General features: G+C 66.7%; 11 protein-coding genes and 1 riboswitch. Of the genes, 4 read left to right on the forward strand and 7 right to left on the reverse strand.

The features are described 5' to 3' along the window. Positions 1-33: 33 nt before the first annotated feature. Complete coding sequence (locus tag EGM71_RS20420) at positions 34-1,695, reverse strand: MFS transporter (protein WP_188486775.1); 1,662 nt, start codon at positions 1,693-1,695, stop codon at positions 34-36. A 98-nt stretch (positions 1,696-1,793) separates the two neighbouring features. Continuing rightward, positions 1,794-3,221, reverse strand: a complete 1,428-nt coding sequence (locus tag EGM71_RS20425) for a DcaP family trimeric outer membrane transporter (RefSeq protein ID WP_049399159.1) — start codon at positions 3,219-3,221, stop codon at positions 1,794-1,796. A 245-nt stretch (positions 3,222-3,466) separates the two neighbouring features. On the opposite strand from EGM71_RS20425, the gene acs reads away from it, so the two are divergent. From acs to EGM71_RS20440, 3 genes are all read left to right on the forward strand, one after another. Next, positions 3,467-5,410: an acetate--CoA ligase gene (acs, locus tag EGM71_RS20430; protein ID WP_188486777.1), complete on the forward strand. Its 1,944-nt coding sequence runs from the start codon at positions 3,467-3,469 to the stop codon at positions 5,408-5,410. 121 nt (positions 5,411-5,531) lie between these two features. Further along, positions 5,532-6,197 (forward strand): response regulator transcription factor, encoded by a 666-nt coding sequence (locus EGM71_RS20435; RefSeq protein WP_006477308.1) that lies wholly within the window; start codon positions 5,532-5,534, stop codon positions 6,195-6,197. Between the two features lie 222 nt (positions 6,198-6,419). After that, positions 6,420-6,509: riboswitch (yybP-ykoY riboswitch) on the forward strand. An 88-nt stretch (positions 6,510-6,597) separates the two neighbouring features. Continuing rightward, entirely contained in the window at positions 6,598-7,173 is a 576-nt protein-coding gene (locus EGM71_RS20440; RefSeq protein WP_188486779.1) for a manganese efflux pump MntP family protein, read from the forward strand. Positions 7,174-7,272: 99 nt separating this feature from the next. On the opposite strand, the gene EGM71_RS20445 is transcribed toward EGM71_RS20440, so the two are convergent. After that, complete coding sequence (locus EGM71_RS20445; RefSeq protein ID WP_188486781.1) at positions 7,273-10,719, reverse strand: hybrid sensor histidine kinase/response regulator; 3,447 nt, start codon at positions 10,717-10,719, stop codon at positions 7,273-7,275. A 135-nt stretch (positions 10,720-10,854) separates the two neighbouring features. Next, a complete protein-coding gene (locus EGM71_RS20450) occupies positions 10,855-13,002 on the reverse strand; it encodes a S46 family peptidase (protein WP_188486783.1) in 2,148 nt (715 codons plus the stop codon). 144 nt (positions 13,003-13,146) lie between these two features. Between EGM71_RS20450 and EGM71_RS20455 the strand changes: the two genes are divergently transcribed. Then, a complete protein-coding gene (locus EGM71_RS20455) occupies positions 13,147-14,013 on the forward strand; it encodes a GIY-YIG nuclease family protein (protein ID WP_188486785.1) in 867 nt (288 codons plus the stop codon). A 67-nt stretch (positions 14,014-14,080) separates the two neighbouring features. On the opposite strand, the gene EGM71_RS20460 is transcribed toward EGM71_RS20455, so the two are convergent. The 3 genes from EGM71_RS20460 to glyS all read right to left on the reverse strand — a co-directional run bounded on the left by EGM71_RS20460 (position 14,081) and on the right by glyS (position 22,060). Further along, positions 14,081-17,938: a translocation/assembly module TamB domain-containing protein gene (locus EGM71_RS20460; protein WP_188486787.1), complete on the reverse strand. Its 3,858-nt coding sequence runs from the start codon at positions 17,936-17,938 to the stop codon at positions 14,081-14,083. After that, complete coding sequence (locus tag EGM71_RS20465; RefSeq protein ID WP_188489929.1) at positions 17,935-19,731, reverse strand: autotransporter assembly complex protein TamA; 1,797 nt, start codon at positions 19,729-19,731, stop codon at positions 17,935-17,937. The genes EGM71_RS20460 and EGM71_RS20465 overlap by 4 nt, the downstream gene beginning before the upstream one ends. A 253-nt stretch (positions 19,732-19,984) precedes the next feature. After that, positions 19,985-22,060: a glycine--tRNA ligase subunit beta gene (glyS, locus tag EGM71_RS20470; RefSeq protein WP_188486789.1), complete on the reverse strand. Its 2,076-nt coding sequence runs from the start codon at positions 22,058-22,060 to the stop codon at positions 19,985-19,987. Positions 22,061-22,082 lie beyond the last annotated feature (22 nt).

The following is a 22,082-nucleotide window of genomic DNA, read 5'->3' on the forward strand; positions in this document are numbered from 1 at the left end:
CCGGTGGGTGCCGACCGTTGGTCGGCACGCCGGTTACTTGGTGATATCCACGTCCTTGGTCTCGCGCAGGAACAGGCCGCCGATCACCACCGACATCAGAGCGATGATGATCGGGTACCACAGGCCGTAGTACAGGTTGCCGGTACCGGCCACCAGCGCGAACGAGATCGCCGGCAGGAAGCCACCGAACCAGCCGTTGCCGATGTGGTACGGCAGCGACATCGAGGTGTAGCGGATGCGGGTCGGGAACAGTTCGACCAGGTAGGCGGCGATCGGGCCGTAGACCATGGTCACGTACAGCACCAGCAGCCACAGCATGAAGATGGTGCCGGCGATGTTGATGCGGGCGCCATCAGCCTTGGCCGGATACCCGGCGGTGGTCAGGGCGGTCTTCAGTTCCGCACCGAACGCATCGGCCTTGGCCTTGCCGTCTTCCTTGGTCAGGCCGGCGGCCTCATACGAGGTGACGCTGGCGCTGCCCACGTTCACCATCGCCAGCGAACCGGCGGCGGCGGGCTGCACGTCGTACGGCACACCGGCCTTGGTCAGCGCGGCGGTAGCCACGTCGCAGGAGCTGGTGAACTTGCGCAGGCCAACCGGATCGAACTGGAACGAGCAGGTGTTCGGATCGGCCACGACCAGGGCCGGCGAGCTGCTGCGGGCTTCTTCGATGGCCGGGTTGGCGAAGTGGGTCAGGCCCTTGAAGATCGGGATGTAGGTGACGGCCGCCAGCAGGCAGCCGGCCAGGATGATCTTCTTGCGGCCGATACGGTCGGACAGCCAACCGAAGAAGATGAAGAACGGCACGCCCAGCGCCAGCGCGGCCGCGATCAGCAGGTAGGAGGTGGTGGCATCGACCTTCAGCATGCTGCTGAGGAAGAACAGCGCGTAGAACTGGCCGCCGTACCAGACCACGGCCTGGCCGGCCGCGGCACCGAGCAGGACCAGCAGCATCAGCTTCAGGTTGCCGCCCTTCAGGCTGTCACGGAACGGGGTCTTGGAACCCTTGCCCTCGGACTTCATCTGCTGGAACAGCGGCGACTCACTCAGCTGCAGGCGGATCCACACGGACACGCCCAGCAGCAGGATCGAGACCAGGAACGGAATGCGCCAGCCCCAGGCTTCGAAGGCTTCGTTGCCGAGGAAGTAGCGGCAGGCCAGGATGATCAGCAGCGACATGAACAGGCCGAGCGTGGCGGTGCACTGGATGAAGCTGGTGTACAGGCCACGCTTGTCGTCCGGCGCATGCTCGGCCACGTAGGTGGCGGCACCGCCGTATTCGCCGCCCATCGCCAGGCCCTGGGCCAGGCGCAGGATGATCAGGATCACCGGAGCGGCGAAACCGATCGATGCGTAGTTGGGCAGCACGCCGACCAGGAAGGTCGAGATGCCCATGATCAGGATGGTGACCAGGAAGGTGTACTTGCGGCCGATGCGGTCGCCGAGGCTGCCGAAGAAGGCCGCGCCGAACGGACGCACGAAGAAGCCGGCGGCGAACGCCAGCAGGGCGAAGATCATGCCTGTGGTTTCATTCACGCCGCTGAAGAACTGCTTGGCGATGATGGCGGCGAGCGAGCCGTACAGGAAGAAGTCATACCACTCGAACACCGTGCCGAGGCTCGATGCGAAGATGACCTTCTTGTGGCCCTGGGTCAGGGTGCCCGCTTTGTGTGCGGCGCTGGGTGTACTGGACATGGGACGCTTTCCCTCTGTGGATGCCGACCTGGGTCGGTGGGTGCCGACCGTTGGTCGGCACACAATCTCTGTAGGTGCCGACCTTGGTCGGCACTCCTTTAGAAGCTGTATTTCGTGGTGAACTGCAATCGGGTGATGTCACCCTTGTTGCCGTTCTCCACTTCGCGACGGCCGTACATCAGCTCGGCGCCGATATCGACCTTGGGCAGCGGCGAATAGAAGATGTTGCCGCGGATGCTCTGCACGCTCTTGGTCACCAGCGGTCCGAGGATGCTGTCGTTGTCGTAGTCGCTGCGCGCGTAGATCAGGTTGGTGCGCAGCTTCGGCGAGAACGCATGCCGCCAGCCCACGTAGCCGGCCAGCACGCCGGTCGGGTTGAGCTCGTCGCGGGCCACGTCGTAGGCACTGTCGGCGGTGATGCCCAGGCCGATGTAGCGGGCGATGCCTTCGCCGCCGGTCAGCTGGTAGTGCAGCGAATCGCTGTCACCCATCACCCACTTGCCGCCCAGGGTCAGGCCGCCAGCCACCTTGTCGGCCTTGGCGCCGGTGGCCTGGTTGTCGACCTTCAGCTGGCGGACGATGCCGCCGACACCGAACGTGCCCCAGTCGCCCTTCCAGCCATAGCGCATCGTCAGGTCGGGCAGGCTGCCACGGTCGGAGTTGGCGCTGGCGTTGGTCCAGGCCCCGGTGACCGGATTGCGGGTACCGGTGAGGGTGGTGGTTTCCGGGTTTTCCAGCGCGACGCTGAAGCCGCCCTGGGTGTAGCGCACCTGGGCCTGGCGCACGAAGATCACGCCATCGGTGGGGCCGACGAAGTCGACCGCTTCCGGCAGTGCGGCCGCGTCCATGAAGTTGGACCAGGTCTGGCCGGCCATCCAGTTGTTCCAGTACATGTAGGCGTGGCGCAGGGTCACACCGTAGGTATTGGTGGCGGTCTGGTTGCCCAGCGAGTTGCCGAAGAAGTCCATCTCGAAGAACGCACCGGCCTTGTTGCCCGATTCGCTCACATTGTCGATGCCCAGGTTGAAGCGCGAGAACTTGGCGTGGGCGTTGAAGTCGGTGCCCGAACGCTTGCCGCTGCCGCCGGCGCCTTCCACCGGGGTCTGGCCCGGCAGGTACAGCGAGCGGCCGGTGGCGTCGTCGGCCAACTGGCCATCGCTGGTTTGGGTGGCCAGGAAGTCGGCCTTGATGAAGCCGCCGATCTTGACCGTGGTGCCCGGCGCCGCGCCCGGGGTGATGGTGGTGACCTGGATCGGCTGCTTGCCCGCCGGCACCGAGGCGACCGGCTTCTGCTCGGCCTGCACCGTGCGGACTTCGGTCACCGCCTGCTGGGTCTGGCTGATCTGGGTCTGTTGTTGTTGCTGCGAAGACAGCAGCAGCTGGACCTGGCGTTCCAGTTCGGCAACGCGTGCTTCCAGCGCTTTCTCTTTGGCGGTCTCTGCGAACGCCATGCCCGGTGCGACCAGGGCGACCAATAGGCAGGCCGCCAAAGGTTTGCGCACGGCTTTCAACGTACGGTGGCTCATGTTGCCCTCTCTCCCAAGTGGCAAGGTGATGCCGCGCGTGGGGCACGGTCGAGCCGAGACTGCGGGGCGTTCACGCACAGCGGCTATTGGCCATTGGTCGAACCCGGCCCTGCTGGGCGCTCACTTTCGACCATGGTCTAACCAAGGTGGTGACGCGGCCGGGGGTGGATGGGGCAAACTGAGGGGGATCGGTCGTTGCGATGCTGCGACCGCACATACAAAGTCAACGTGCAAGTGAGGGTGCCATGGCTGATATCTACCCCGTCGATCCGCAGTTCGCCGCCAAGGCACGCATCGACAAGACGTCGTACGAACAGCAGTACCAGGCTTCGGTGACCGACCCGGATGGTTTCTGGGGCAAGGCCGCCGAGCGCCTGCAATGGATGCGCAAGCCGACGAAGATCAAGAACGTCAGCTACGACCTGTCCGACTTCCACATCAAGTGGTTCGAGGATGGTGAGCTCAATGCCAGCGTGAACTGCCTGGACCGCCAGCTGGAAACGCGCGGCGACAAGACCGCCCTGCTGTTCGAGCCGGATGGCCCGGATGCACCGGCCCAGCACGTGACATATCGCGAGCTGTACGAGCGCACCTGCCGCCTCGGCAATGCGCTGCGCAACCTGGGCGTCAAGAAGGGCGACCGCGTCACCATCTACCTGCCAATGATCGTCGACGCCGCGGTGGCCATGCTGGCCTGCGCGCGCATCGGTGCGATCCACTCGGTGGTGTTCGGTGGCTTCGCGCCGAACTCGATCGCCGACCGAGTCAGCGACTGCCAGAGCAAGCTGATCATCACCGCCGACGAGGGTCTGCGCGGTGGCCGCAGGATTCCGCTGAAGGCCAACGTCGATGCCGCACTGAAGCTGCCGGGCACGAACACGGTTGAAACCGTGCTGGTGGTGCGCCACACCGGCGGCGCGGTGGACATGCAGGCCCCGCGCGACCGCTGGTTCCACGATGTGGTGGACAGCCAGCCGGCCACCTGCGAACCGGAACGCATGAACGCGGAGGACCCGCTGTTCATCCTCTACACCTCCGGTTCCACCGGCAAGCCGAAGGGCGTGCTGCACACCACCGGCGGCTACCTGCTGTACGCAGCCTACACCCATGAGGCGGTGTTCGACCTGCGCGAGGACGACATCTACTGGTGCACCGCCGACGTCGGCTGGGTCACCGGCCACAGCTACATCGTGTACGGCCCGTTGGCCAACGGCGCGACCTCGCTGATGTTCGAAGGCGTGCCGAACTACCCGGACACCTCGCGTTTCTGGAACGTCATCGACAAGCACAAGGTCACCATCTTCTATACCGCCCCGACCGCCATCCGTGCGCTGATGCGCGAAGGCGAGGAGCCGGTGAAGAAGACCTCGCGCGCGTCGCTGCGCCTGCTCGGCAGCGTCGGCGAGCCGATCAACCCGGAAGCCTGGCGCTGGTACTACGAGGTGGTCGGCGACAGCCGCTGCCCGATTGTCGATACCTGGTGGCAGACCGAGACCGGCGGCATCCTGATCTCGCCGCTGGCCGGCGCGATGGATCTGAAGCCGGGTTCGGCCACCCTGCCCTTCTTCGGCGTGCAGCCGGCGCTGGTCAATGCCGATGGCGAGATCAAGGACGGTCCGACCGAGGGCAACCTGATCATCCGTGATTCCTGGCCGGGCCAGATGCGCACGGTGTACGGCGACCACCAGCGTTTCATCGATACCTATTTCCGCACCTACCCGGGCAGCTACTTCACCGGCGACGGTTGCCGCCGCGACGAGGATGGCTACTACTGGATCACCGGCCGCGTCGATGACGTGATCAATGTGTCCGGCCACCGCATCGGCACTGCCGAAGTGGAAAGCGCGCTGGTCTCGCACCCGAAGGTGGCCGAAGCGGCCGTGGTCGGCTTCCCGCACGACGTGAAGGGCCAGGGCATCTACGCCTACGTCACCCTGGTGGCCGAAGAGGCACCGAGCGATGAGCTGCACAAGGAGCTGATCGCCTGGGTGCGCAAGGAGATCGGCCCGATCGCCACGCCAGACCACCTGCAGTGGGCGCCGGGCCTGCCGAAGACCCGCTCGGGCAAGATCATGCGCCGCATCCTGCGCAAGATCGCCGAGAACGCGCCGGACCAGCTTGGCGACACTTCGACCCTGGCCGATCCGTCGGTGGTGGCGTCGCTGGTGGACGAGCGCAAGGTGCGCTGATGGCGTGACTGCAGGCGCAGGACGCGCCAGGGACGTGGCCGGGAGGAGGGACCCGGCCGTGTCCGACCCGTCCTGCACCTGCCATCACGTCGCTCCTTTTCCTGATCGATAAGCTCGACCCATGACCACCCTCCTGATTGCCGATGACCACCCGCTGTTCCGCGAAGCCCTGCGTGGGGCGGTGCAGCGGGTCATCCCCGGCGTGCAGCTGTTCGAGGCCGACAGCGTGGAAGCGCTGTACGCGCTGGCCGACCAGCACAACGACGCCGACCTGGTCCTGATGGACCTCAACATGCCCGGTGCGCAGGGTTTCAACGCGCTGGTGCACATGCGCTCGCTGCACCCGCACCTGCCGGTGGTGGTGGTGTCCGCGCGCGAAGAAGCCACGGTGATGCGCCGCGCGCTCGACCACGGTGCGCTCGGCTTCATACCCAAGTCGGCCGACTCGGACACCATCGGCCACGCGCTGGGCACCATCCTCGATGGCGAGACCTGGGCACCGCCGGAAGCGCACAACGTGCCGCCCACCGGCAGCGAAGAACGCGAAGTCGGCCAGCGCCTGCGTGAGCTGACCCCGCAGCAGTTCCGGGTGCTGCAGATGCTGGGCGCAGGGCGCTTGAACAAGCAGATCGCCTACGACCTCAACGTCTCCGAAGCGACGATCAAGGCCCACGTCACCGCCATCCTGCGCAAGCTGGGCGTGACCAACCGCACCCAGGCCGTGCTGATGGCCGGCAAGCTGGCAATCGACGACGACGCCATCGTGCTGCCGCCGGAAGAAGACTGAGGTAGTGCCGGCCGCTGGCCGGCAGTCACCTGAAACGCCTGGAAACGCCCTGGTAGGCGCCAAGCTTGCCTGGCACGCTTCTACCGACGCACCTGCCGGCCAGCGGCCGGCACTACCAGGCACCGCTGCGCTCGCGGTATAGCCATCGCTATAAAAACCAGCCCTGCCTGCGCGTTTCGCTGGAAATGCGCCACGCGCGAATCGCGGTGCTAAGCTTCGCGTCCCCTTGGGGAGTAGCCGGATTCCTTCGCAGGAATCGTCCACGTCAACATACTCGGCCAGTGCGCCGTGGCGTGGACAACCATGATGGTTGGCGAGACCAGCGGCCCGCGCGCGCAACGTCAGGTTGGGCGCGAGCGCAGGCCGTGCGTCCGTCCTAGCCCGACCTCAGCCGCCGCCCATGTCCCCCATTTCGATCCTCCTGATCGGCTTTGCCATGTCCACCGATGCCTTCGCCGCTGCAATCGGCAAGGGTGCGGCCATGCGCAAGCCGGTGTTCCGCGATGCACTGCGTGCCGGCATCATCTTCGGCGTCATCGAAGCGATCACGCCCATCATCGGCTGGCTGCTCGGCCGCGCCGCGCTGCAGTACGTCGAAGCCTTCGACCACTGGATCGCCTTCGGCCTGCTCGGCGCGCTGGGCATCCACATGATCTACAACGGCCTCCGCCCGGACAGTGCCGGGGAAGACGAGGACCCCTCGCAGCACCACGGCTTCTGGAAGCTGGCGTTGACCGGTTTCGCCACCAGCATCGACGCGATGGCGGTGGGTATCGGCCTGGCCTTCATGGATGTGCATATCGGCGTGATGGCCGCGGTCATCGGCCTGTGCACGCTGACCATGGTCACCGCCGGCATCATGCTCGGCCGCGTGCTGGGCAGCATGGTGGGCAAGCGTGCCGAGATCATCGGTGGCGTGATCCTGGTGATCATCGGCGCGACGATCCTGTACGAGCACCTGCACGGCGTGGGGTAACGCATCGGAAGCGAGCGATTGCGTGGTTGCCGGCCAGCGGCCGGCACTACCAGACGTCACATCCACGCATGGCGTGGATCTACTGCCGGGCACCCGGCGCTACTGCGCGTCGCGCAGCGCGCCCAGGAAGGCGCGCAGCGAGGCCGGCTTGATCGGCTTGGTCAGCACGCGATAGCCGCGCTCGCGTGCCATCCGCTTCAGCTCGTCGCGCCCATCGGCGGTCAGCAGCGCACCCGGCAGCGGGTAACCGGCGGCTTCGCGCAACGCCACCAGCGCGTCCAGGCCATCCATGCGATCGTGCAGGTGGTAATCCACCAGCATCACCTGCGGCCGTTCGGCCACTTTCTCCAACGCCTGATCCACCGTCGATGCAGTAATCACCTGCACCTGCCAGCGGCCGAGCAGCGCGCGCATGCCGTCGAGGATCTCTTCGTCGTTGTCCACGCACAGCACGCGCAGGCCCGCCAGCGAATCGCTGCGCACCGGCGCGGCGACGGCCTGTACCGGCGCGGCCAGTTCGGTGTAGCCCGGCAGCGGTGCGACCCGCGGCAGGATGATCGAGAACATCGATCCCTTGCCGACCCGGCTGCGCGCATTGAGGCGATGGTCAAGCAGGCGCGAGATGCGCTGGCAGATCGACAGGCCCAGACCCAAGCCCTGCTCTCCCCAATCGAACGGCTGCTGGTAGCGGTGGAACTCATCGAAGATCTGCCGCATGTGGTGCTCGGGAATGCCGGGACCGGTATCCCACACCTGCAGTTCCACTTCGTCGCCGCGCTGGCGCACGGCCAGCACGATGCGACCCTGGCGGGTGTAGCGCAGCGCGTTGGCCAGGAAGTTCTGCAGCACGCGGCGCAGCAGGCGGCGGTCACTGCGCACCCATGCCGGGCGTGCGAACAGGTCCAGGCGCAGGCCACGGCCGGCGGCGACCGGGGTGTATTGCGCGGCCAGTTCGCGCATCAGCGCGCTCACGTCGAACTCGCCGATCACCGGGTGCAGGCCGCCAGCATCCAGCCGCGACACATCCAGCAGGCCATCAAGCAGCTCTTCGGCGGCACGCAACGACGCATCCACGCGTTCAGCCAGGTGCTTCTGCTCGTCACTCACGTGATCACTGTCGCGCAGCGCGGAAGCGAACAGGCGTGCGGCGTTCAACGGCTGCAGCACGTCATGGCTGATCGCCGCCAGGAAGCGCGTCTTCGACTGCTGCGCGACCTCGGCCTCGTGCGAGCGCTCGGCGACGCGCTGTTCCAGCGTCTCGTTGGCTTCCAGCAGTGCTTTTTCCGCGTGCTTGTAGTCGGTGATGTCGTTGTAGCTGGTCACGTAGCCGCCGCCGGGCAGCGCCTGCCCGCGCATCTCGATCACCTTGCCATCGCTGCGGGTGCGTTCGAACACATGCGGTGAACCGGCACGCATGTAGCCGATGCGACGGTTGATCTGCACTTCGATATCACCCTCGCCCAGCTCGCCGCGCTCGGCGTTGTAGCGGATCAGGTCGGCCACCGGGCGGCCCACATAGAGCATGCCGTCGGGGTAACCGAACATGTCCTGGTAGCGACGATTCCATGCAGTCAGGCGCATGTCCGGATCGACCACGCTGACCCCGGCGCTGATGTTCTCCAGCGTGGTCGACAGGATCTCGCGGTTGAAGCGCAGTTCCTGCCCGGCTTCGTCCAGCACCGCCACCACTTCACCCAGGTCCATGCCCGAGCCACGCAACAGGCTGGTCAGCAGCAGGCGCGCCGATGCCGCACCAATCGATGCGGCCAGCAGCCGTTCGGTGAACTGCACCCAGGGGCGGTCCGCAGGCGCCGAAGATTGCAGCTCACGGCCCAGCGACTGTGCCTGCTCGAAGAACGAACGCCGTGCATGGCGTTCGCCGACCACGCGCGACGCCAGCGCCAGCAGGTCGCCCACGTGCACGTGGCCGGGCCAGCCGCCGGCCACCGAGGGGCGCTCGGCATAGGGGTCGAGGAACGGCGCGGCACGCAGTCGTTCGTCCACGCCGGGCCGCCAGCGTGCGGACACCAGCATCATCGTCGCCGCGTTGACCAGCAGTGACCAGAACGTGCCGTGGGTCAGCGGGTCCCAGCCGGTCATGCCGAACAGTTGCTGCGGGCGCAGCCACTCGATGCCGAACGGGCCGTGCTGCACCCAAGCAGCATCGACCCAGCCGGCCATCGTCATTGCTGGCAGCAGCAGGGTGTACATCCACGTTGCGAAGCCGAGCAGCATGCCCACCTCGACGCCACGACGGCTGGCGCCGCGCCAGTACAGGCCGCCGATCAGGCCGGGCGCGAACTGCGCCACCGCTGCGAACGCCATCAGGCCGTACGAGGCCAACGTGCTGTCGTTGCTGCTGGTGCGGTAGTAGCTGTAGGCCATCAGCGCCAGCAGCAGGATCGCCAGGCGGCGGATCCACAGCACGCGCGAGGCGACGTCGGCGGCCTCCTGGTGGTCACCGCTCCGACGCAGCAGCACCGGCATCACCAGGTCGTTGCTGACCATGGTGGCCAGCGCGATGGACGAGACGATGACCATGCCGGTGGCCGCCGAGAAGCCGCCAACATAGGCGATCAGCGCCAGCGCATTGCGGCCTTCGGCCAGCGGCAGGGCCAGCACCATCGAATCGTCGGCGACGCTGCCGCCGGTGCCGAACAGGGTCACGCCGGCGGTGGCGATCGGCAGCACCATGCCCGAGATCAGCACCAGGTAGCCACCGAACATCCAGCGCGCGCGGCGCACGTCGCGCACGTCACCGCACTCGACCACGGCCACGTGGAACTGGCGCGGCAGGCAGATGATGGCGAGGAAACTGAGCAGGGTCTGCGAGATGAAGCCCACCGGCGGCAGGCCGGTGAACAGCGTATGCACCGACTCGACCACTGCATCGGTGCGGTTGCTCAGCCACAGGTAGGCGAACACGCCCACGGCCAGCATCGCCAGCAGCTTGATCACCGATTCGAAGGCAATGGCCAGCATCATGCCGTGGTGGTGCTCGGTGGCATCGACCTGGCGGGTACCAAACAGGGTGGCGAACAGCGCCATCAGCAGCGCCACGTACAGCGCCGGGTCGGTGAAGAAGCCGGTGGGACCTGTGTTGCCGGTCAGCACCTGCAGGCTCATCGCCACCGCTTTGTACTGCAGCGCCAGGTACGGAATGATGCCGATCAGCGCGATGATCGCCACCAGCGCCGCCAGCCGCCGCGAGCGGCCGAAGCGCGAGGAGATGAAATCGGCGATGGAGACCACGTTCTGGCTGCGCGCGATCAGCGCCAGGCGCTCGATGATGCGCCAACCGAACAACAACAACAGCAGCGGGCCGATGTAGATCGGCAGATAGCCCACGCCGTTGCGCACGGCAGTGCCGACCGCGCCGTAGAACGTCCACGACGAGCAGTACACGGCCAGCGCCAGGCTGTAGACCAACGGCCGCAGCCACGGCCGGTCGGGGTACATCGGCCGACGGTCGCCCCACCACGCCACGCCGAACAGCAGCGCGGCATAGGCAACCGAGACCAGCAGCAGGATCCAGCTGGAGACCACGCGTGCGTTTCCGTCGGAAGAACCCGCAGTGTAGGCCAGGCGTGGCCGGGGGTGCGGGCTCGTTGGGGGCAACCACCCCCACCAAGGTGGGGGCCTACGCGGTGCGGGCCACGACCGTTGGTCGTGGCCGGCTTCTTACTGGGCCGGCACGCCCATTTCCTTCAGCAGTTCCGGTGCCGGGTAGACCTTGGCCAGCAGCCAGCGCAGGTAACGCATGTCCACGTGCACGGCGCGCTTGTAGCGCGGGTCGAACCACCAGCTGGCGCTGACCGACTCCCAGTTGCTGTCGAAGTTCAGGCCGATCAGTTCGCCCTTGGCGTTGAGCACCGGCGAGCCGGAGTTGCCGCCGGTGGTATCCAGGTTGGTCAGGAAGTTGACCGTCTGGGTCTTCAGCGCCGGATCGGCGGTGCTGCCGAAGTCACCCTTGGCGATGGCTGCCAGCAGCGGCTTGGGTGCATCGAACGGATAGGCGTTGGTGTTCTTCTCGACGATGCCGGCCACGGTGGTCACCGGCGAGTAGGTCACGCCGTCGCGCGGATGCAGCGCTTCGACCTTGCCGTAGCTGATGCGCAGCGTGCGGTTGGCATCCGGGTACACCGCGCGGCCCTGCTTGGCACGCCAGGCGAACAGCGCCTGCATGTAGGCCGGGCGCAGGCGCAGCTGCTCGCCTTCGCGGGTCTTGCTCTCGTTCTCGATGCGCAGCTGCGCGGCCACCAGCGGGCCGGCCACGGCGATCAGCGGATCGGCGGCCAGTGCCTTGCCTTCGCGGGCCGCAGCGAAACGGGACAGGCGCTGTGCCTCGTCACCCAGCTGGGTGCCGGCGTACAGGGTATCCAGCGCCGCTGCCAGCTGCTGCGGGGTACGGCCGAAGGCCGTGTCGAACTCGGCCACGCGGTGCGCGTCCGGCAGCTGCTGGTAGCGGGTCAGCAGGGTGGTCAGCAGGGCCTTCTCGACCTCCGGCGCGTAGCGGCGCTGGACCTGCTTGAGCACGCCTTCGATCATCGCCTGGTCGCGCTGCTGGTAGCCGCTTTCGCGTTGCGCGTCCGGCTTGGCCGATTCGATGCGCAGGCGTTCCAGCAGCAGCGCCGAGCGCAGCAGCTGGCTCTGCGCGGCCATCTGCTCCAGCAGCAGGTCGCGCTCGCCCACCGCCGCGCCCTGCGACAGGTTGGTCAGCAGCGCCTTGATGTCGCCCTGGTATTTGCGGTCGGTGGCCGCCAGCATCGCCGTCTCGTCGGCGGCACGCTGGGCCTTGGCGTCGCTGCGCAACAGGCCTTCCAGCTCGCCGGCGGCGCGTTTGCGGTTGTTCTTCAGCGACTGCAGCTGCGAGGCGTAGCGGGTGCGCGCCTGCGCGTCCTTGGCACTGGCGGCCTCGATGGTGTCGATCATCTGCTGGAACACCGACACGCGGCGCGGCAGCACGGTATCGATCTGGCCGGCGAATTCGGCGGCCGTGCGGTGGCGGTAGGTGATGCCCGGGTAGCCCGCCAGCATCGCGTAGTCGCCTTCCTTCGGGCCTTCCACCGACATCTGCAGGTGCGCCGGTGCCTGGTAGGGCACATTGTCCTTGCTGTAGGCGGCCGGCTTGCCGTCCTTGCCCACGTAGGCGCGCAGCAGGGTGAAGTCGCCGGTGTGGCGCGGCCACATGAAGTTGTCGATCTCATCGCCGTAGTTGCCGATCGCACGCGGCGGCGCGTACACCAGGCGCACGTCGCTCAGTTCCAGCTGGGCGATGCGGTAGAAGTCGGTGCCGTAGTACATGTTGGCCACCGAGCAGCGCACGCTGCCATCCTTCTCGCACTCGGCCACGATCTGCTTGCTGGCCGCATCCACGGCATCGAAGTAGGCACGGCCGGTCTTGCCACGGGCCTGCGCCAGCACCTGGTCGGTCACCTTGTCGAAGCCGACGGTGACCAGCACGCGGAAGTCCGGGTTGGCCGGGCGTTCGTCGGCACGGTCCTTGGCGATGAAGCCACCATTGATCAGGTCGTGCTCGAGCGAGCTGTTGTACTGGATCACGCCCATCGCCACGTGATGGTTGGTCAGCAGCAGGCCGTCGGCGGACACGAATGAACCGGTGCCGCCACCAGCACGCACCACGGCGCTCAGCGGCGGCGCGGTGACATTGGCCAGGTCGGCCGGATTGCCCTTGAAACCTGCGGCCTGGAGCGGCTTGGCCAGCTCCGGCAACTGCGTCGGCATCCACATGCCTTCATCGGCGTGGGCACCGGCGGCGAGGGTCAGGCCCAGGGCCAGGGCGGTGGGAAGGGCTTTGCGTGGTGACATGAGGCAATCCGGTACGACAGAACAGCCCGGGACCATAGCCGCTGGGGCCGGATGGGGCAACGGCCGATGGTTGGGGACGCTGCCTTTTCGCATGGCGCGCCGCCGGATACGCTACTGAATCCGGAATCACACAGAGCGTGCTCTTTGAATCCCCGCCCCCAAACAATCCAGATCTTTCTCCCACATGGCGATCCAACTGGCATCCGGATTGCCGAGATCACCACGCGAACAGTGCGAGCCGTGGAGATTCCTAGAAAGCTGCTGCCCCGATTCCTGGAAATGCCAGAGTCAACGCAAGTGGGACTTTACTTCCTGTTTGGAAGTGAGGATGACGAAAGTTCGCCTTCAATGTACATCGGCCAGACTGGGGCGCTCAAAGATCGCCTGTACACGCATCAAGGTTCTCGTGATTCCTGGAATCGGGCTGTTGCCGTACTTTCCCTAACCAATGCATTTACCAGTACCCATGTCGGCTATCTGGAATGGCACTCCATTCAGGAGGCACGGAAAGCCGCACGTTTCCGGCTAGAGAACGTCAATGGAGGATCCCGGCCCCATACACCGCCTCCGCTGGAAGCCGATTGCCAAGAGATACACGAGACAGCTTCAGTCTTGCTAGCAACATTGGGCTACACACCGTTCAAACCACTCGCAGATAGAAGCCAAGCAACCGAACTTCTCTGCAAGGGCCCTGATACGGAAGCGAAGGGGCTTTACGGCAGCGAAGGGATGGTTGTCCTCAAAGGGTCTGTGGGGCGTCGGGAGGTCGTCGCGTCCTTCAGCGCTGCTTCGAGAGCAGTTCGAGAGCAGTTGCTCGCCGAGAAAGTGATTATCGAAGACGGCCGAAACATCCGATTCACTCAGGATCATCAGTTCCGATCTCCGAGCGCCGCCTCTGGTTGCCTGCTTGGACGACCATCCAACGGCTGGGACGACTGGAAATCTGCTGACGGGCGATCATTGGACGAACTTGAGCGCCGTGCATCCTTGCAGTTGGCCAAAGAAAACTAACCAACACGGATCTTTCGCATGAATCGGGCGCGGCAGGGTCCAGCGCTTCCGGAGAAAAGGCGGCGGGTTACTTCTCCCGCCGCCAGTTGATCGACCCACGGTTTTCCACCGTGCTCGACTCCACTTCCACGTCGAAGCCGCGACGCAGCAGGTACTTCAGCGTGATCACCGAACCGGCACCGACCAGCGACACGCCGTAGCCGACGTACAGCTTGGGCGAGATGTACTTGCCGACGCCGATCACCGAGCCACCCAGCGCGCGCGACTGGCTCACGCCGGCATCGTCCAGGCCCAGCTTGGCGCCCAACTGCGAGGCCAGCAGCCCGCTGCCGGCCGAGAGCGCTGCCGAGGCCGCGTTGACCTGCTGGGTCTGGTCGCTGCTGGCACCGGTCAGGCTGCGTCCCAACACCAGGTAGGCCAGCGCTTCGGACTGCGACATCGCCGGATCGGACCACACGTCCGCACGCGGCTGCTGCGCACGCCCGGTCACGTCGATGCCGGCGGTGACATCACCGATCCGGCGCTCGGCACGGATGTTGATGCGCGGGTCGGACACCGCGTTGTAGTTCCAGGTGAGGTTGCCGCGGGTGATGGTCAGGTCCTGCCCATACGCCTTGTAGCGGCCACTCACTTCCAGCCCGCCATTGGCGGTCATCTCGCGGCCGGGCTTGGCCCAGACCTGCATCTTGCCAGTCAGCGCGCCCTTCAGGCCGAAGCCGGTCATCTTCACCTTGTCACCGAGGCTGACCGTCAGGTCCATGTCCAGCGGCGAGGTGCGCGACTCTTCCGGATCGGCCGGGTCGAGCACCACCACGTCTTCGGACACCGAGGTGCCACGGTCCAGGCGCTCCAGGTCGATGTCGGCCTCGGGCACGTGCACGGTGCCACGCAGCTCCATCGCCGCCTTGGCCAGGGTGAAGTCGAGGTTGGGGTTGGCGACGATGCGCAGTTCGCTGGTGTTGGACAGCAGCACGTTCTCGCCGTGGATCTTCAGCTGCAGCGGCTGTGCATCGCCGAACCACGACAGGCCACCATCCACGTACAGCGTGCCCTGGCCGGAGTTGGCCTGCGCGGTGATCTTGGCCGAACCATCGGGCTGGGCCACGAAGCTGCCCTTGCCTTGGTCGAAGGTCAGGCCCAGCGCCGGGAATTCACCCTTGAAGTTGCTCAGCTGCGCGTCACCGCCCAGCGACGGCTGGCCACGCGTGCCGCGCAGGCTGACGTGGCCTTCGATCAGGCCGGTCGGGCGCACGATGTCCGGCGAGAACAGCTCCAGCCAGTACAGCCGCGACATGTTGAGGTAGAGCTCACCGTTCAGCGGCGCACTGGCTTCCCAGCCGGTCTGCATCCTGGCATCGACGAAGCCGTTGCCCTGGAAGCCCATGCCCAGGTAGCCCTTGATGCTGGCCGGGGTCATGTCGAGCTTGAGCGAGAACTGGTCGTAGCGCACCAGCTCGCCACGGGTGGTGTCCCCCACGGCATTGCGGTTCTCACCCAGGCGCACGCCGCCTTCCTTCGAGCGCACTTCCACATGGCCTTCCCAGGCGTTGCCGCGCGGGCGGATCTGCGCGTCCAGGCTGACATCGCCGCGCAGGTAGATGCGGCGGCCGGACTGCGGCGGCAACCAGGGCTGCACCAGCGCCAGCGGCAACGCATCACTGCGCACCACCAGGCCCTCGCGCGGCCAGTTGGCCTGTGCACACAGCGCGCCGCTGCTGGCGGCGGCCAGGCAGGCTTCGGACAGGGTGTAGGTGCTGCCGTTGATCGCGAACGCCGCCGGTGCACGCAGCGACCAGGCATCGCCCTTCACCGGTGCGATGCGCAACGCGGCCAGCTCGCCGCTCCACTTCGTGCCCTGCTGGCGCACGCTGCCCTGCAGCTCGACCGCGCCCATCTCGTTGCGGGTCTGCGCAGCCAGGCGCAGGTTGGAGACACTGCCCTGCGCATCCACATTCAAGCGTTCCAGCAGCATGCCGGCGTTGACCTGCTGGCCCTGTACCGCCAGCGTGCCGCTGTCGCCGCGCCAGGGCAGGTGGCCCTTGATGCTCACGCTCTCGGCGCCGTAGCCATCCCAGTTGAGGTTGTTGCCGACCAGGTCGGCGGTGATGTCCGGCGCATCGCGCGGGCCCTTCACCTGCACCTGGCCGCGCAGGCCACCGTCGGCGCCCGGCAGCAGGTCGCTCAACTGCAGTGGCTCGAAGCGCGCATCGATGTCGAGGCGATCACCCACCTTGCCCGACGCGGTCACCCGGCTGCTGCCCAGCGACAGCTTCAGGTCACCCTGGCCCTGTGCGCCCTGCAGCGCGAACTTGCCTTGCGCATCCAGATTGCGCTGGCGCAGCACGCCCTTCAGCGAGGGCAGGTCCACCGTGGCTTCCAGCGTACCGGCGGTGCCCGGTGCGGCATTGGCCGGCGGCGGCAGCTGGCGGCCCTTGGACGCCAGGTTGCCGGACAGGCGGCCGTTCCAGCCCGGCACGAAATAGCCGGGGTCGAAGTCCTTCAGCGTTGCCTTGGCATCCCAGTCCAGCTGTGGCGCCCAGGCCACCTGGCCTTCCACCTGCAGCTGGCCACCCGGCGTCTGCGCCTGCAGCTGGTGGATCGACGCCGCCTGGTCGTTGCCGCGCACATCGAAGTGCAGCTGCGCCTTCTGCGCGTCGCGCTCGACCTCGGCGCGGCCGATCGCCGCCCAGGCCTTCAGGGTACCGGCCAGGCCGAAGCGTGCTTCCTTCAGGGTGACCGGCACCGGTGCGCTGCCGGCGGTGTTCGGATCGGGCGCCGGTACATAGGTCAGGTCACGCGCGACCACCGAGAAGTTGAGCTTCTGCTGGTCTTCCTGGCTGAAATCGGCGGTGCCCTCCAGGCGGGCTTCGCCACCGAGGCCTTTCAGCAGCAGCGGTGAAACCTTCAGCACCTGGTCCTGCAACGACACCACAGACGGTGCCAGTTCCAGTTCCTGATCGCCCTGCTTCACCTTGCCACGCAGGTTGGCGTTGCCACCCTTGCCAGCGGCCGTGAAATCCAGCGCCAGCGGGGCGATCGCCGAGCTGGCCAGTGCCGGCGACAGCAGCGCCAGATCCAGCTCGTCGCTGCGCACGCTGGCGCTCCAGCTCGGGTCGGTGCGGCCATCGAACACCAGCATCGCGTGCAGCGGCTTCGGCGCACGCCCGGCCACTGCCACTTCCATGTGCGAAAGGTCACCGCGGGCGACCAGGCCCACCGTAGCGGCGGTGCGCCCACGCGGTGCCGGCAGCACCGCCGTCACCGTCACGTCGGTGTCGTAGTCCTTGGCCGGAATGTAGCGGCCCTGGGCGGTGAAATTGCCCATGTCGCTGTCCACGACCAGCGCGCGCGCCTGGAACTCGCCATTGGCGATCTCGATGCCGCCGCGCACACGGCTGATGTCGATCACCGGCTCGTTGGCCTGGCTGATGCGGAAACCATCGATGGCGATGGCATCGGCCTGGATCGCCAGCGGCATCTCGATCTGCGGCAGCGAATCGGGCCACGACGGCAGCTTGAACGGCTCATCGCTCTTGGCCAGGTTCAACGTCGCGTTGGTCAGCTCCAGCTTGTCCAGCAGCAGCTTGCGGCCCAGCAGCGGGCGCAGGTCCGGCTCCAGGTGCGCACGCTCGGCGTGGAAATGGATGTCGTCATAGCGGAAGTCGACGTTGTACAGGGTCAGCGGGCCGGCCACCGGGCCTTCCACCTTGTCCCAGGTGAAGCTGGCGCCCACCGGCAGCCGCGCCACCACCTGTGCCAGCAGCACATCGCGGCCGGCCACAGTCTGCAGCAGCCAGTACACCGCCAGCAGGGCCAGCAGTACCAGGCCGATCACGCCGGCGCCGGACCACGCCCAGAAGCGACGGCGGCGGTAGAAGCGCACGCGCGGCGGCGGCGTGTTCGGGGTCGGTGTGGGCGCGCTCACAGGTCCGCTCCGATGTTCAGGTACAGCTGGAACTGCGAATCCGGGTTGTTCAGGCCGTGCGCCACGTCGATGCGCACCGGGCCCACCGGCGATTTCCAGCGCACGCCGAAGCCGACGCCGGTATGCAGGTCGATGGTGTTGTCGAAGGCACTGCCGGTATCGACGAACACCGCCGCGCCCCAGGGGCCGCCATTGAAATAGTGCTCGTACTCGGCCGAGCCGATCACCAGGTTCTTGGCGCCCAGCGCGTACTTGTCCGGTGCCGGCGTGCGCGGACCGACCTCGCGGTAGGCATAGCCACGGATGCTGCGGTCGCCGCCGGCGAAGTAGCGCAGGCTGGGCGGCATCGCCACCAGGTCGCTGGTCCAGGTGGTGCCACCCTCGCCGCGCAGGATCAGGCGATTGCTTTCGCCCACCGGGATGTACCAGCGCAATACCGCATTGGCCTGCACGAAGCTGGTGTCCGAGCCGGCGCCTTCGACGCCGGCACGCATCGTCGCGGTGCCGCTGATGCCCTTGCGCGGGAACATCTCGTCGTCGACGTTGACGTAGTCGGCAACCATCTGCGGGTACACCAGCGTCGAGGTGTTGTAGACCGCGTCGGTGAATTCGGTGCCGGAGGCATAGCGCCAGCGCTCGCGCAGCGCGTTGACCGAGGCGATCGCAGTCCAGTGTTCGTTGATCTCGCCGCTGCGGCTGGCGATCAGCTTGAAGTTGCGCAGGTCGATGTAGTCGGTCTGCTCGTCATACGCACTGGCAGCGAAGGTGTACCAGCCGTCGAGCCAGTTGAAGGCCGGAATGCGGTAGCTGGTGACCAGGCTCTTGCGCTTCTGCGCATAGTCCAGCTGCGTGTTCATCTTGTGGCCGCGGTTGTTCAGGAACCGCCGCTCGATGCCACCGCGCACACCCGGGCCGCTCTCGCTGCCGTAGCTCAGGCCGGCGGTGTAGATGGTGCGCTTGGCCCGGGTCAGCTTCACGTCCACCGGCACATCGCCGTTCTCGTCGGCCTCGTCCGGACGCGGCTGGATATCGATCACGCTGAAGTAGTCCAGCTTGGTCAGTGACTGCCGCAAGCGGTCCAGCTTGCCCTCGTGGTAGTAGCTGCCCTGGTCCCAGTACACCAGCGGATCGAACAGCTTGTCGACGAAGTAGTCCTGCTCGAAGCGCACCGGGCCCATGTTGTAGCGGCGGCCGCTGTCCCAGGTCAGGTCGATGTCGGCGGCATTGTCGGCACGAGTGATCTGCACCTGGCGCTGGGTGTAGTCGGCATCGAAGTAGCCGCGCTCGGCCAGGCGCCGGGTGATGGTGATCTTGCTGGCTTCGTACTGGGTGTGCTCGAAGCGCTGGCCCTTGCGCGGCTTGAAGGCGGCCAGGTCATCCTGCAGGTACTGGTCGTACATCGCCGGGCCGGTGATGTCGATGTGCTCGCGGCGCACGGTCACGGGGCTGCCCTTGTCGACATGGATCAGCACGCGCACGTGTTCGTCCTCGCGCGGCGCCTCGACCTTGATCACCGGGTTGTAGTACCCGAACGGTTCCAGTGCCTGGCGGGTCTGCCGCTCAGCCTGTGACAGCAGGTATTCCAGGCGCGATTCGCCCTGTTCCTTGCCGATCGTGTCGTACAGCGACAGCGATTCCTGGATGTTCTCGATGATTGCGGCGTCGTCGCCCTTGTCCAATCCCTTGATGTCCACCTTGTCGATGGTGCCGCGCGCGTGGGCCACGGTGGTGGCGGCCAGCGACAGGACCATCAGCGGCAGGGCGTATTTCTTTGGCTGCATGCGGCACAGCATACCGACCGAAGGTGACGATGCGAAATGCATCACGTCATTGGGGATCGGTTGTTAAGTTGCGGTCAAAATACGCGCCTTTGTGGCGATCATCGTGATCGCAGGCGAGGATGCCGGCATCGTGCCCGATGCCGGCAATGACCCCGATGGACATCCGCCGGCGATTCGGTAGTGCCGGCCGCTGGCCGGCAACCCACAGATCGATCCGATGCGCAGTGGCAATGCCGGCCAGCGGCCGGCACTACCGATACGGGCGTCAGCTCGACAGATGCTCGATCGCCGCCACCTTGCCCAGGCGCTCGCCCAGCATCGTCAGCAGCGCAAGGCGATTGCCACGCAGCGCCGGATCGTCCGCATTGACCATCACCCCGTCGAAGAACGCATCGACCTGCGGACGCAGGCGCGCCAGGCGTGCCAGCACAGCCACGTAGTCCTTCTGGTGCAGGCTGGCGCCCGTGTCATCGATGGCCGCGGTGACCGCTTCGGCCAGCGCGCGTTCGGCATCTTCCTGCAGCAGCGCCGGGTCGATCTGGGCCGGAATGTCGCCCTCGGCCTTGCGCAGGATGTTGCGGATGCGCTTGTTGGCCGCAGCCAGTGCTTCGGCTTCCGGCAACGCGGCAAACGTGCCAATTGCGTCAAGGCGACGATCGAAGTCATACAGCGAAGCCGGTTTCAGCTCGGCCACGGCGTTGAAGTGCGTGGCCGGCACGCCCTTGTCGCTGTAGTAGCCCTTCAGGCGGTCGAGGATGAAGTCGTACAGCTCACCCACGTCGGCCTGCACATTGCGCGCGACCAGGCCGGCGTTGGCGCTGGCCAGCAGCGCGCGCAGGTCCAGCTCGAAGCCGCTTTCGATGATCGTGCGGGCCAGGCCCAGCGCATTGCGGCGCAGCGCGAACGGGTCCTTGTTGCCGGTCGGCTTCAGGCCAGCGGCGAAACCACCGGCCAGCGTGTCCACGCGCTCGGCGATCGCCAGCACCTTGCCCAGCGGCGACAGCGCGATGTCGTCGCCGCCGAAACGCGGCTGGTAGGCCTCGTCGATGGCCAGCGCCACCTCTTCCGGCTCACCACCGGCCACGGCGTAGTGGCGGCCCGCGATGCCCTGCAGTTCCGGGAACTCATTGACCATGCGCGACTGCAGGTCGTTCTTGGCCAGCTCAGCAGCTCGCTTGGCCTGCGCCGGATCGGCGCCGACCTGGGGGGCGATCACTTCGGCCAGTGCGGCCACGCGCGCCACCTTGTCGGCCACGCTGCCCAGCTTGGCCTGGTAGGTCACCGTTTTCAGGCCGTCGCCCATCGATACCAGGCCCTGCTTCAGGTCTTCGTCGAAGAAGAACTTGGCATCGGCGAAGCGCGGGCGGATCACCCGCTCGTAGCCCTTGGCCACTTCGGCCACGTCCTTCGATTCGATGTTGGCGATGCCGATGAACTTCTCGGTCAGCGTGCCGCTGTCATCCAGCACCGGGAAGAACTTCTGGTTGATCTCCATCGTCTCGATCAGCGCTTCCTGCGGTACCGCCAGGAACGCGCGTTCGAAACTGCACAGCACCGCCGACGGCCATTCGACCAGGTTCACCACCTGCTCCAGGTTGTCCTCGGTGATGCGGGCGCTGCCACCGGCCTTGGCCGCAGCGGCCTCGACCTCGGCGACGATGCGCGCGCGGCGCTCGCTCGGGTCGACCAGCACGAACGCGGCACGCAGGGCTTCAACGTAGTCCTGCGGCTGTGCCAGCGACACGGCCTGGTCGTGGTGGAAACGATGGCCGCGGCTGACACGGCCGGCCTGCAGGCCGAACAGCTCGGCCTCGACCACGTTGGCACCGTGCAGCAGCACCAGCCAGTGCGCCGGGCGCGCAAAGCCCCAGGCGTGGTCGCCCCAGCGCATCGGCTTGGGAATCGGCATCGCCGCGATCGCCTCGCGCAGGATCTCCGGCAGCAGGCTGGCGGTGCTCGCGCCCGGGGTCACCGCGCGGTGCACGAAGCGCTCACCCTTGTTGTCGGTGGTCTTCTCCAGCGCGGTCCAGTCGATCCCGGCCTTGGCGGCGAAGCCCTGCAGGGCCTTCGTTGGCTGGCCTTCGGCGTCCAGCGCGATGTTCAGGTACGGGCCCAGCACTTCGCTGTGCTGTTCCGGCTGTTCCAGGCCGACGCCCGGCAGCAGCACGGCCAGCCGGCGCGGCGTCGACAGCGGGCGCGCATCGCCCAGTTCCAGCGCGACACCGCGCTTGCGCAGGCCTTCGACGACACCGTCGAAGAACGCCTGGGCCAGGCCCGGCAGCGCCTTGACCGGCAGTTCCTCGGTGCCCAGTTCGATCAGCAGGGGGGACAGGTGGCTCATCGGTTCAATCCTGTGGTGGGGG

Origin of the sequence: Stenotrophomonas maltophilia, assembly GCF_006970445.1 — a bacterium.
GTDB lineage: Bacteria > Pseudomonadota > Gammaproteobacteria > Xanthomonadales > Xanthomonadaceae > Stenotrophomonas > Stenotrophomonas maltophilia_AU.